The sequence below is a fragment of the Mesorhizobium sp. B2-6-2 genome (genome assembly GCF_006440615.1).
Taxonomy (GTDB): domain Bacteria; phylum Pseudomonadota; class Alphaproteobacteria; order Rhizobiales; family Rhizobiaceae; genus Mesorhizobium.
On record NZ_VFUG01000002.1, the window covers coordinates 1 to 12,396 of the forward strand.

Below are 12,396 nucleotides of genomic sequence, written 5' to 3' on the forward strand. Positions count from 1 at the left end.
GTGGGGACGTTGGGGGCGGGGAAATGACCGGGCTGGCAAGCAGCATCGAGAGGCGTAACGGCGTATCGCTATGGCGGCAGATCGCCGACAGGATCCTGCAGGCGGTCGCCAATGGCGATTTCGCCGAGAATGCCGCGCTGCCGCCTGAAGTCGCGCTGGCGGAACGCTACGGCGTCAACCGCCATACGGTGCGCAGCGCCATTGCGGCACTGGTGCAGGAAGGCGTGCTGAGGGCCGAGCAGGGACGCGGCACCTTCGTGTTGTCGCGCAAGCGGCTGTCCTATCCGATCGGCGCGCGCACGCGCTTCTCGACCGGCCTGCAGGGGCAGACGAGCGAGCGGCATATCGCGCTGCTGTCGTCATCCACCGAGCCGGCCAGCCGGCGCATCGCCGAGGCGCTGGGCATCGCCAAATGCGCTGCCGTCATCCGCCTGGAGACGCGCGGCGAGGCCGACGGTCATGCGGTATCGCGCGCGACGACCTGGTTCGATGCCAAGCGCTTCGCCGGAATCGAGGCGGCAATGGCGGAAACGGGATCGATCACCGCCTCGCTGAAGCGTTTCGGCATCAACGATTATCTGCGGCATTCGACCGTGCTGTCGGCGCGCCACGCCGACGCCGACGACCTTGCAGCCCTCGATCTGCAGCCCGGCGCCATCGTGCTGGTCACCGTCGCCGTCAACGTCACGGTCGATGGTGAGCCGATCCAATTCGCGGAGTCGCGCTTTCCCGCGGAGCGGGTGGAGCTTAGGCTCTCGGCCGGCGATTAGGTCTTCGTCGTCGTCATCCAAGGCGATAATTCAGAGGTCGTCATCCACGGGCGGAGCGACGCGAAGCGGAGCGCAGACCCGAGGATCCATTCCGTAACCTCGATCGTAGAGCGCACCGGAGCAGAATTCTGGGATCGCTGTAACGCATCGACGTCACGGAATGGATCCTCGGGTCTGCGCTGCGTCGCTACGCTCCTTGCTCCGCCCGTGGATGACGAAGGGATGGATCAGCCCACCTCGATGACCGCCTTGATCAGTCCCGACTTCTCATGTGTCCACCTGGCGAGATCGCGCGGCGTTCCGGCGAGCGTGGTGCGATGGGTGACGAGCTTGTTCAACGGCACGGCGCCGTTGCGGATCGAATCTGCGACATGGTCGAAATCGGCCTTCAGCGCGTTGCGGCTGCCGATCAACATCATCTCGCGCTTGTGGAATTCGGGGTCGGAGAAGGTGATGTCGTCCTTGACAACGCTGACCAGCACCAGCGTGCCGCCATGCGCAACATGGGCGAAGGCCGACTGCACGGACTGGGTGTTGCCGGTCGCGTCGAACACGAGGTCGAACCCTTCGCCGGCGGTTGCCTGTTGGACCAGCTCGGCAGCCGGCGCCTTCGAGCTGTCCAGCGGAGCAAAGCCGAGTTGCTTCTCGGCGAAGCCGAGACGTTCGGCGCTCATGTCGAGCAGGCTGACATCCAGCCCGGCGATGCGCGCGAAGATCGCCGTGCCGAGGCCGATCGGGCCGGCGCCGATGACCAGCGTGCGCTGGCCGGGCAGCCCGAGCGATCGGCGCACCGCATGCGCGCCGATCGCCAGGAATTCGACCGCCGCGGCGTCGGCCAGCGACAGGCCGTTCGCCGGGTAGAGGTTCTGCGCCGGCACCAGAATTTCGTCGCACATGGCTCCGTCGCGATGGACACCCAGCACCTCGATCCTCACGCAGCAGTTCGGCTTGCCGCGCCGGCAGGCAATGCATTTGCCGCATGAAAGATAGGGGTTGATGACGATCGGCTCGCCGACGCTGATCTCGACGCCTTCGCCCTTCTCGACGATCGTGCCGGCAACCTCATGGCCCATGATGCGTGGATAGGCCAGAAATGGGTGCTTGCCTTCGAAGATGTGGTAGTCGGTGCCGCAGATGCCGACATGGCTCACCGCGACGCGCGCCCAGCCGGGCGGCGGTGCGCCGGGCCCGGCGCGGTCTTCGAGGACAAGCTCGCCGGGCGAGCGGCAGACAACGGCTTTCATAGGCAATCCAAGGCAAAAAGCGCCGGCCTCGCTTGAGCGGGGCCGGCGCGGAAGATTCAGGTAGGGTTCATTTTCCGCGACGGCGCAGGCCGTCGAAGTAGACGATGACGATGATCAGCAGGCCGGTGATGACGCGCTGCCAGAAGGTGTTGACGTTGAGCAGGTTGGCGCCGTTGTTGATCGTCGAAAGGATGAAGGAGCCGATCAGCGGTCCATGCACGGAGCCGATGGCGCCGAACAGTGAGGTGCCGCCGATCACCGACGAGGCGATGGCCTGAAGCTCATAGGTATCGCCCTGTGTGGGGTTGCCGATGCCGATGCGCGAGGCCAGCAGCACGCCGACGATGGCGGCGAGCAGGCCGGACAGGATGTAGGCCATGAAGATGGTGCGCGGCACGTTGACGCCCGACAGACGCGCGGCCTCCGCATTGGAGCCGACCGAGAACAGGTAACGGCCCCAGCGCGTGTGGTGCAGGAACACGTAGGAGGGGATGGCGACCAGGATGACCATCCAGAACAGATAGGGGATGCCGAGCAGCGAGCCGCGGGAAAACGCCTGAAAAGGGTCGCTGTTGATGGAGATCGAGTTGCCGTTGGTCATCAAAAGGCCGATGCCGCGCAGCGAGGTCATGGTGGCCAAGGTGATGATGAAGGGCGGCAGGCCCATCTTGACGATGCCGAAGCCGTGGAAGAGGCCGATGGCGACGCCGACCAGCAAGGTCGCCAGCACCGCCGCCCAGATCGGCCAGCCGGCATTGATCAACAGCGCGACGATGACCGTGGTGAAGCCGACCACCGCGCCGACGGACAGGTCGATGCCGCCGGTGATGATGACGAAGGTCTGGCCGACGGCCAGGATGGCGATCAGCGAGCCCTGACGCAGAAGGTTGGTGATGTTGAGCGTCGTGGCGAAGGACGGCGTGGCGAAAGCCAGCACGATCCACATCAGGAGCAGAAGGCCAAGCAGCGTCAAGCCGAACAGGGCGTTGAAATTGCGCTTGGATCGTTCGGCGGGGATCGCCTCGGTGCTCATATCTGTCCTCCCGACTTTTCTTGTTTCTCGGCCAGTGCCTGACCCAAAATGTCCTCGTGGCTCGCGGTCCGGAAACCATGGGTCGCGACCAGCTTGCCGCGCCGGAACACATGCAGCGCGTCGGCAAGCTCGTAGACTTCCGGCAGATAGGACGAGATCAGGATGATGGCGGCACCCTTGGACAAGAGCGTCGAGAACAGGCGGTAGATCTCGGCCTTGGTGCCGACATCGACGCCCACCGTCGGCTCGTCGAAGATGAACAGCTTGGCGCCATGCGCCAGCCATTTGCCGATGACGATCTTCTGCTGGTTGCCGCCCGACAGGCTGGAGGCGAGCGCATGGCGCGTCGGCGTCTTGATGCGCAGGTCGGCGATCTGGCGGTCGGCCTCGGCCTTCTCCTTGGCGCCGGAGATCAGAAAATTGCTGGAGATGCGCTTGTAGATCGGCAGGTTGAGGTTCGTGCCGACCGGCAAATTGAGGCACAGGCCCTGGTCGCGGCGGCTTTCCGGCGCCAGCGCCATGCCGAGCCGGATCGCGTCGTGCTCGGAATTGACCTGGACCTCCTTGCCTTGCCACAGGATCTGGCCCGCAGATTTCCTGTGGCGGCCGTAAAGCGTGGTGACGAACTCGCTGCGGCCGGCACCGATCAGGCCGTAGAGGCCGACGATCTCGCCGGCGCGGACGGTCACCGAGACGTTCTCGAAGCCTTTGCCCGAAAGGTTCTTCGTCTCGACGATGGTGGCGCCGGGGGTGAAATGCTCCTTGTGGTAGATCTGCTCGATCGAGCGGTTGATCATCAGCTTGACCAGCTCGGCCTCGCCAGTCTCGGCGATGTTGCGGGTGCCGACCAAAGTGCCGTCGCGCAGCACGGAAACGCGGTCGGCGAGCTCGAACACTTCCTCCATGCGGTGGCTGATATAGATGATGGTGACGCCTTCGCCCTTGAGCCGCCGGATCAGCTTGAAGAGCTGGTCGGCCTCCTTGCGGGTGAGGTAGGCGGTCGGCTCGTCGAAGATCAGGAATTTGGTGCCGCGCACCGTGGCGCGGGCGGCGGCGATCAACTGCTGCTGGCCGATGGTGAGGTCGCCGAGCACGACATGCGCCGGCAGGTCGAAGCCGAGGCCGTCGATGATCTTCTGTGCGTCCTTGACCATGGCGCGCTGCTGCAGCAGGCCGAAGCGGGATTCCTCCTCGCCGAGGAACATGTTGGCGGCGACGGTGAGATGGCGGCACAGCACCACCTCCTGGTGGACGGCGTTGATGCCGAGCGCCATCGCCTCGTAGGGGGTGGCGAGCGCCTCGGCTTTGCCTTCCCAGATCACCTCGCCGGAGGTGCGCGGCATGACGCCGGTCAGAAGCTTGATGAGGGTGGACTTGCCGGCGCCGTTCTCGCCGACGATGGCGTGGATCTCGCCTGCCTTGAAGGCAAGATGCACAGGCTTCAGCGCATGCGTGCCGGGGTAGCGCTTTTCCAGGCCGTTGAGCTCGAGGATCGTCCTGCCCGGTTCCAGCGTAGGGGCCGGATGCAGTTCCTGCGCCGTCGACGTCATGACAATCCTCCCAGATTGGCCTCAACCATTGGGTACGCAGCGATGCGTCTGGCGCGCATCTTGAAGGCGGAGCCTAAATCGGGCCGGCGAACTTCCAAATCGCCCCCGATGTTTCCGGGGCGCGAGGCCCCGGAAACGACTGTCGCGACGCTGCTCACTTGAGCTTCGGGTTGAGCAGCGCGTCGATCTTGGGATCCTTCATGTTGTCCTTGGTGACGAGGTTGGCGCCGGTGTCGACATTGGCCTCGACCTTCTCGCCCTTCGAGGCGGCCAAGGCGGTCTTGATGCCGTCATAGCCCATCCGGTACGGATCCTGGACGACGAGGCCCGAGATGACGCCGTCATTGAGGAACTTGATCAGCTTTTCGTCGCTGTCGAAGCCGATCAGCGCCACCTTGCCGCCGAGATTGTTTTCGGCGATCGCCTGGCCGACGCCCTGCGCCATGATCAGGTTCGAGGCGAAGATGCCCTTGAGGTCCGGATTGGCGGTGATCAGGTCGGTTGCGATGTTGAGGCCGGTGGTGGCCTGGCCATCGGCATATTTGTCGGCGACAAGCTCGAGGCCCGGATACTTGGCCTTGATCTGCTCGATGAAGCCTTGCTTGCGCTGCTCGAGCGAGCCGGCGCCGGGAAGCGCCGTGATCAGGGCGACTTTGCCTTCCACCTTGCCGCCGTTGGCGGCGCCGATGGCGGCGGCGAGGCCGTCAGCGGCGACGCGGCCGCCCTGCACGTTGTCGGTGGTCAGGAAGGAGGTGAAGGCCTTGGAATCGGCGCCGGAGTCGATGCCGATGACCTTGACCTTGGAGGCAGCCTCGTCGATCGGCTTGCCGAGCGCCTTGAACTCGGTCGGCGAGATGACGACGGCCGCCGGGTTGCTGGCGACGGCGTTTTCCAGGATCGAGATCTGGCCGTTGACGTCGGTTTCGGCCTGGGCGCCGAGTTCCGGCACGTTGACGCCTAGATCCTTGCCGGCCTTGCGGGCACCGGCCAGAACGATCTGCCAGTAGAAGGATGTGGTATCCTTGACGATGATCGGAATGGTCACATCGGCCGCCGAGGCGGGCGCGGAATGCATCACGCCGGCGAGCATCGAAGCGGCGGCCAAAGCCACGAAGCCGCGGCGGTTGAGAAGGCTGGTCACGAATTTCATTAGGTTCCTCCCTAAGTCGCCTGGTGAAGGTTGCGGAAGCTCCATCTGGATAGGCGCGGCCCAAACAGAACTTTATCAATAAAAAACAGATACCGTTTTTTGATAGAGCATTGCCGTGACCGATGCAAGCGATGTCTGCTGCCGTGCGTGATGCGGGTCAAGGTCCGTTCGGCTCGTCCCTGGCAGTGCTCGGATGCTCCCGTTCCTCCTTACCGGCATGGAACAATAATTTCATAATTCTGTCAACATGGAATATTTATTCCATAGAAAAAGCCTGCACGGTAGTGAAGGTCGCCTCCTGTTGTCGGTGGCGCTTCCGACGCGATAACGGCCTTTGATTAAAGCGTCGCGCCGAGGTGCCACGGCACGAATTCGTTGTCGCCGTAGCCGAACGCCTCGCTCTTGGTCTTGCGGCCGGATGCCGTCTCGATGATCAGCTCGAAGATCTCGCGGCCCATGCCGGGAATCGTCTTCTCGCCCGAGGCGATGACCCCGCAATTGACGTCCATGTCCTCTTCCATCTGGTGATACATGGTGGAGTTGGTGGCGACCTTGATCGACGGTGTCGGCCGGCAGCCGAAGCAGGAGCCGCGGCCGGTGGTGAAGACGATGACGTTGGCGCCGCCGGCGACCTGGCCGGTGGCCGAGACAGGGTCGTAGCCGGGCGTGTCCATGAACACCAGGCCGCTGCCCGAAACCTTCTCGGCGTAGCCGAAGACGCCGTTGAGCGGCGTCTGGCCGCCCTTGGCGACCGCGCCCAGCGATTTCTCGAGGATCGTGGTCAGGCCGCCGCGCTTGTTGCCGGGCGAGGGGTTGTTGTCGATCGAGGCGCCGTGTTTGGCGGTATGGTCCTCCCACCACTTCACAAAGCCGTCGAGCTTGGCGGCGATTTCGGGCGAGGCGGCGCGGTAGGCCAACAGGTGCTCGGCGCCGTAGATCTCGGTCGTCTCCGATAGGATGCCGATGCCGCCGCAGTCTGCCAGGATATCGACAGCGGCGCCCAATGCCGGGTTTGCCGTGATGCCGGACATGCCGTCCGAGCCGCCGCATTGCAGGCCGACGACGATCTCCGAGACTGGGATCGGCTCACGCTGCAGCTGGCCGACCTCCTCGGCGATCTCGGCCAGAACGCCCATCGCGCGCTCGACCGATTTGCGCGAGCCGCCGGCTTCCTGGATGTTGAAATGCCGTTTTCCCGCGGCCACGCCCTTCTGGCCGTAAAGCGTAAGCTGGTTGACTTCGCAGCCCAGGCCCACCATCAGGATGCCGCCGAAATTCGGGTGGCGCGCATAGCCGGCTAAAGTGCGGTGCAGAACCATCATGCCGTCGCCGGTGGCGCTCATGCCGCAGCCCTGGCCGTGCACGATCGGCACGAAGCCGTCGATGCCGGGATATTTCGGCAGAAGCGTGCGGTTGGCTTCGTCCGCAATGGCATGGCAGACGGTCGACGAGCAATTGACGCTGGCGATGATGCCGATGAAGTTGCGCGTGCCGGAGCGCCCATCGGCGCGGCGGTAGCCCATGAAGGTGCGCTTGCGGTCGGCCTCGGTGGCGTGCTCGGCCTCACTCGGCGGCACCACCGGCAAGCGGCCGCTCTCGAAAACCAGATTGTGCGAATGAACATGCTCGCCGGGCGCGATGTCTTGCGTGGCGCGGCCGATCGCCTGCGCGTATTTCACAACCGCTTCGCCCGCCGGGATCGGCTTGATCGCCACCTTGTGGCCCGGCTCGATCACGGCAGCCGCGGTTGCGCCGCCCGGCAATGGCGTTCCAATCTCGATGCGCCCGTTGGCGACGGCGACATTGTCGGAGGGTGAGAGAAGGATGGTGTTTGCAACGTTCACGGGCGGCTGTCCTGGGTGATCCTGGGAATGCGGGCGGATTGACTTGCGCCCGTTTAAAGGTAATGTCTTTTATCGGGAAAAAACAATTTTGCGTCAATTGTTTTTTCGCTCGGTTGGCGCTCGTCTTTTGGACGCCAGCGCCGCCCGTTTGGCAAGCCGGCGAAAAACGTTCCGCTTTTCGGAGGCTTGCGCCAGAGCAATTCCAGGAAAAGTGCGTAGCGGCTTTCCGTCCGGAATTGCGCAGAAACAAAGATTTAGCGCAGTTCGGCATTCCGAGAAACGCTGAACTGCTCTAGGAACACCGACCATATCGCGTTTCCGGCAGGCCGCCGCAAGCGTTGGGGGATACGGGGCATGTCGAAAAGCAACAATGTCTACAAGGACGCCTATAACCGCTGTCTGCGGCTGCTCGACGAGACCAAGAGCCTGCCGTCGGAACCGGAACTCGGCACGCTGCTCGGCGTCAGCCGCACCACGGTGCGCAGCATCCTTGCGCGCATGGAAGAAACCGGGCTGATCGACTGGAACAAGCGCAACAAGACGGTGCTCAGGGCGCCACGGCCGGAGGATTTCTTCCCCGAGGAGGAGACCGACTCGCTGGCTGAGATCATCGAGCGCTCCTTCATGCGTCGCCTGCTTGCCGGCGGCGCGGAAGCCGGCATGCAGATCAACGAGCTGGAGCTGGCGCGCGAGATCGGCGTCGGCACCACCAGCGTGCGCGAATTCCTGATCCGCTTCTCGCGCTTCGGGCTGATCGAGAAGCGGCGCAACAGCCACTGGGTGCTGAAGGGTTTCACGCGCGCCTTCGCGCTGGAGCTGACCGAGATCCGCGAGATTTTCGAGCTGCGTTCGGCAGCGGCTTTCGCCGCGCTGCCGGAAGATAGCGCGGTATGGGCCGATCTTGACCGGCTGGAGCTCGAGCATCGTCAGCTCGCCAGCGAAATCGCCACGCGCTTCAACGAATTCTCCGAGCTCGACGAGCGCTTCCACCGGCTGATCCACCGCGCCTCGCACAATCGCTTTATCGTCGACTTCTACGATGTCATCGCGATGATCTTCCACTACCACTATCAGTGGAACAAGGCTGAGGAGCGCCAGCGCAACGAGGTCGCTATTCAGGAGCATCTCGCTTACATCGCGGCGCTGAAATCGCGCGATCCCGGCAAGGTGGACGCCGCCTGTCGCAAGCACCTGAAGTCGGCGCGCCAGACGCTTCTGACCTCCATTCCTGAAGGGCGGCAGATGCAGCCCGCCTGATAGGCGGGCCGCGATCCACAACGACCCATCGCGCCGCGTTGCCGCAGCGCGGTTTTGCCGATTTCCCGCGCGCATTCCGCGTGCTACCGTCGAGGCGTTTCCGGGAGAGGCTTTGCGTTGGATATCCGGCTGAGACGAAGGAGCATGCCGGCCGCGTTCATCGCGGCGCTGCTTCTATTGCTTCAGTCCTCTCTCGGCGCTTTCGCCTTCGGCGCGCCTTCGCAGCTCGACGCCTTCGGCAACGTCATCTGCACGCATGAAGGGGCCGTAAAACTCCCCGGCGGCGATCCCCACCAGCAGCATCTGCCGGCCTGCTGCTCGCTCGGCTGCAACATGGTTACGGCGGCGCATCTGCCGCCGCCGGAAGCCGGCGCGCTGGCCAGGACCCGGCTTTTCGAGGCCGTCGCCTTCCAGCTTCCGGCCTTCCGGCACCAGGATTTCGCCCGCGACCGCTCTCCGGCCAATCCTCGCGCGCCGCCGGCGATGGTCTGATCCGCGGAACCTTCCGCGCGACTATTCATCCAAAGATCAGACTGTTCGTGGCCCGCATTTCGGCGCGATCCCGTACTCATGGAGCAACCATGTCCAATCTTCTTCCCAAGGCGCAAGCCTTCGCCCTTCGCGGCGCGCCGCCCTTCCACCTCCAGCTGCGCGTTGGCCTTGCCGTGCTTGGCCTTCTTCTTCTTCTCCTGGCCTGCATTCCCGCCGCCCTGGCGCATGAGTTCAAGGTTGGCGATCTCGAGATCGAGCATCCCTGGTCGCGGGCGACGCCGCCGGGCGCCAAGGTGGCCGGCGGCTATTTCACCGTGATCAACAAGGGCAGCGCGCCGGACCGGCTGCTGTCGATCTCCTCCGACATCTCCGACAAGGCCGAACTGCATCAGATGGGCGTCAAGGACGGCGTCATGACCATGCGGCCGGTCGAGGGCGGGTTGGAGATCCCTGCCGGCGGCAAGGTCGCGCTGACGCCGGGCGCCTACCACCTGATGTTCACCGGCCTGAAGCGGCAGCCGAAGCAGGGCGAGAAATTCCCCGCGACGCTGACCTTCGAGAAGGCCGGCAGCGTCACCGTCGAGTTCGCTGTCGGAGGCATGGGCGAGACGGGCAGTGGCGATATGGGCGACATGGATCACGCCGAATAATCCGCCCAATTCGAAATCAGAGGGACAATTCATGAACAAGTATCTTTTGGCGGCGGGCGCGCTTTGCGCGCTCGGGACCAATGCCGCGCTCGCCCACATCACGCTCGAAACGCAGGAAGCGGCCGTCGGCTCGACCTACAAGGCGGTCTTGCGCGTGCCGCATGGCTGCGAGGGCAAGGCAACGACCGCCGTGCGCGTGCAGATCCCCGAAGGCGTCATCGCGGTGAAGCCGATGCCCAAGCCCGGCTGGACGCTGCAGGTCAAGAAGGGCAAATACGAGAAATCCTACCAGCTCTATGGCGAGACGCTGACCACCGGCGTGAAGGAAGTCGACTGGAGCGGCGGCAATCTGCCTGACGAATTCTATGACGAGTTCGTCCTCCGCGCCTCGCTGGCGGCCGATCTGCCGGCCGGCCAGATGCTCTATTTCCCGGTGGTGCAGGAATGCGGCGATGCCGCCGAGCGCTGGATCGAGATCCCGGCGGCCGGCCAGGACGAGGACGCCTTGGAAACGCCTGCGCCCGGCATCAAATTGCTGCCGAAGAAATGATCTCTGTTGGCGCGCTCCATCGGGGGGCGCCACCATTTCCAGTTATGACGGCATGAATGCAGCAATGCCTTCCTCAATGAACCGCATGCTTGCCGGCTCTCTTGTCTGGCTGGCGGCAATGCTCGTGGCGATGGCGCTGCTCGTCGTGCCCGACCGCGCTTTGGCGCATGCGGCGCTCATCGCGACCGATCCGGCCGACGGCGCGGTGCTGACGCAAAGTCCGACGCAATTCTCGCTCACCTTCAGCGAGCCCGTCTCGCCGCTGGTGCTGAGGCTTGTGCGGCCGGACGGCTCGCAGCTTGCGCTGACATCCTTCCGTCTCAAGGACCGGACGGTCGAGATCGACAATCCCGAAACGCTCAAATCCGGCACGCATGTGCTGAGTTGGCGGGTCGTTTCGGTCGACGGTCATCCGGTCGGCGGCTCGGCGCTGTTTTCCATAGGCGCGCCAAGCGCGGCACCAGTGGCGGGCGAGGCCGTCGACTGGACGCTGCGGGCGATGATCTGGCTCGGCAAGCTGTTTCTCTATGCCGGGCTTTTTCTCGGCATCGGCGGCGCGTTCGCACTTGCCTGGCTCGCCGAGGATCGGCGCCGCGGCCAACGCTCCGTCATCGCGACGCTTCTTATCGGCCTCGTCGGAGCGCCGCTTTCGCTCGGCCTCCAGGGGCTGGATGCGCTCGGCGCGCCGCTCGCCCGGTTTGCGACACCGGCTGTCTGGAAGACCGCGCTCGAGACGAGCTTCGTCTGGACGGTGCTGCTCGGCCTGATCGCGCTCGGCTTGGCTTTGCTTTCCCTTGCCGGACCGTCGGGCCTGCGCAGGTTGGCGGCGTCCGTAGCGCTTCTCGGGGTTGGCGCGGCCCTTGCCGCCAGCGGTCACGCCAGCGCCGCCGAACCGCAATGGCTGACGCGGCCGCTGGTGTTCCTGCACGGCACCGCAATCGCCTTCTGGGCGGGCGCGCTGGCGCCGCTCGGCCTCGCGTTGCGGCAGCAGCCGGCGGAAGCAAAGGTCTTTCTGCGGCGCTTCTCGCGCGCGATCCTGCCGGTCGTGGCTGTCGTTGCCGCCAGCGGCATCGTGCTGGCGATCATCCAGGTGCAGCAGCCGGCAGCGTTGATCCATACCGCTTATGGCCGGCTGCTGCTGCTCAAGCTCGCTCTGCTGCTTTTCCTATTCACGCTTGCCGCCATCAACCGCTGGACGTTGACGGCGCCGGCCGTGGCCGGCGACACCGAGGTGCAGCGGCGGATGGTGCGCTCGATCGGCATCGAGGTGGTCATCGTGCTTGCCATTTTCGGCGTCGCCGCCGGCTGGCGCTTCACCCCGCCGCCACGCGCGCTGGCGATCGCTGCCGCGCAGCCGGTTTCGATCCACATCCACACGCTGAAGGCGATGGCCGATCTCAGCATCACGCCGGGCCATGCCGGCGAGGTCGCCGCTTCGATGATGATCATGACCGGCGATTTCGGACCACTCGACGCCAAGGAGGTGACGCTGGTGCTGTCCAAGCCGGATTCCGGCATCGAGCCGATCAAGCGGCCGGCGAGAAAGTCCGGCGACGGCACCTGGCGTATTGACAATCTCGTCATCCCGTTCCCTGGCCGCTGGAACGCCCGGCTCGATATTCTCGTTTCGGACTTCGAGGTGGTGAAGATCGAGGCGCCAATCGATATCCGCGCAGAGTGAAATTGAGAGTGAATGGTGAATAGTGAATGGTGAATAGCAGGCGATTTTCGTTTCCGCGTCGAGACGACGTTCGCCTGTCCATTTCACTATTCACCATTCACCATTCGCCCTCAGTCTTCCCCCTCGGTCTCACCGACCTCGACACAATTCTGCGAGACGGTTGACGCAGCCGCCA

General features: G+C 64.4%; 11 protein-coding genes. 6 read left to right on the forward strand and 5 right to left on the reverse strand.

Annotated elements, in window-relative coordinates; genetic code table 11:
- The first annotated feature begins 23 nt into the window (after positions 1 to 23).
- On the forward strand, positions 24 to 770 hold the full coding sequence (gene phnF / locus FJ419_RS05340; protein WP_140688175.1) for a phosphonate metabolism transcriptional regulator PhnF: 747 nt from the start codon (positions 24 to 26) through the stop codon (positions 768 to 770).
- Between the two features lie 227 nt (positions 771 to 997).
- On the opposite strand, the gene FJ419_RS05345 is transcribed toward phnF, so the two are convergent.
- The 5 genes from FJ419_RS05345 to FJ419_RS05365 all read right to left on the reverse strand — a co-directional run bounded on the left by FJ419_RS05345 (position 998) and on the right by FJ419_RS05365 (position 7,591).
- Positions 998 to 2,014, reverse strand: coding sequence for a zinc-binding alcohol dehydrogenase family protein (locus FJ419_RS05345; protein WP_140688177.1), 1,017 nt, complete (start codon positions 2,012 to 2,014; stop codon positions 998 to 1,000).
- A 67-nt stretch (positions 2,015 to 2,081) separates the two neighbouring features.
- Positions 2,082 to 3,047 carry an ABC transporter permease gene (locus tag FJ419_RS05350; RefSeq protein WP_140544531.1) on the reverse strand — a complete coding sequence of 322 codons (966 nt, stop codon included), beginning with the start codon at positions 3,045 to 3,047 and terminating at the stop codon, positions 2,082 to 2,084.
- The gene (locus FJ419_RS05355) at positions 3,044 to 4,597 is read right to left on the reverse strand and encodes a sugar ABC transporter ATP-binding protein (RefSeq protein ID WP_140688180.1); all 1,554 of its coding nucleotides are present in this window, start codon (positions 4,595 to 4,597) and stop codon (positions 3,044 to 3,046) included. Before FJ419_RS05355 ends, FJ419_RS05350 begins: the two co-directional genes overlap by 4 nt.
- Positions 4,598 to 4,751: 154 nt before the next feature.
- On the reverse strand, positions 4,752 to 5,747 hold the full coding sequence (locus tag FJ419_RS05360) for an ABC transporter substrate-binding protein (RefSeq protein WP_140688182.1): 996 nt from the start codon (positions 5,745 to 5,747) through the stop codon (positions 4,752 to 4,754).
- A 338-nt stretch (positions 5,748 to 6,085) separates the two neighbouring features.
- Positions 6,086 to 7,591, reverse strand: a complete 1,506-nt coding sequence (locus tag FJ419_RS05365) for an altronate dehydratase family protein (protein ID WP_140688184.1) — start codon at positions 7,589 to 7,591, stop codon at positions 6,086 to 6,088.
- A gap of 354 nt (positions 7,592 to 7,945) precedes the next feature.
- Here FJ419_RS05365 and FJ419_RS05375 point away from each other — a divergent pair, with 354 nt between their 5' ends.
- From FJ419_RS05375 to FJ419_RS05395, 5 genes are all read left to right on the forward strand, one after another.
- Entirely contained in the window at positions 7,946 to 8,848 is a 903-nt protein-coding gene (locus FJ419_RS05375) for a GntR family transcriptional regulator (RefSeq protein ID WP_140544539.1), read from the forward strand.
- 144 nt (positions 8,849 to 8,992) lie between these two features.
- Complete coding sequence (locus tag FJ419_RS05380; RefSeq protein ID WP_140688188.1) at positions 8,993 to 9,340, forward strand: hypothetical protein; 348 nt, start codon at positions 8,993 to 8,995, stop codon at positions 9,338 to 9,340.
- Between the two features lie 89 nt (positions 9,341 to 9,429).
- Complete coding sequence (locus FJ419_RS05385) at positions 9,430 to 9,990, forward strand: copper chaperone PCu(A)C (protein ID WP_140688190.1); 561 nt, start codon at positions 9,430 to 9,432, stop codon at positions 9,988 to 9,990.
- A gap of 31 nt (positions 9,991 to 10,021) precedes the next feature.
- Positions 10,022 to 10,540 (forward strand): YcnI family protein, encoded by a 519-nt coding sequence (locus FJ419_RS05390; RefSeq protein WP_140688192.1) that lies wholly within the window; start codon positions 10,022 to 10,024, stop codon positions 10,538 to 10,540.
- Positions 10,541 to 10,604: 64 nt separating this feature from the next.
- On the forward strand, positions 10,605 to 12,221 hold the full coding sequence (locus FJ419_RS05395) for a copper resistance CopC/CopD family protein (protein ID WP_140688194.1): 1,617 nt from the start codon (positions 10,605 to 10,607) through the stop codon (positions 12,219 to 12,221).
- Positions 12,222 to 12,396: the final 175 nt, after the last annotated feature.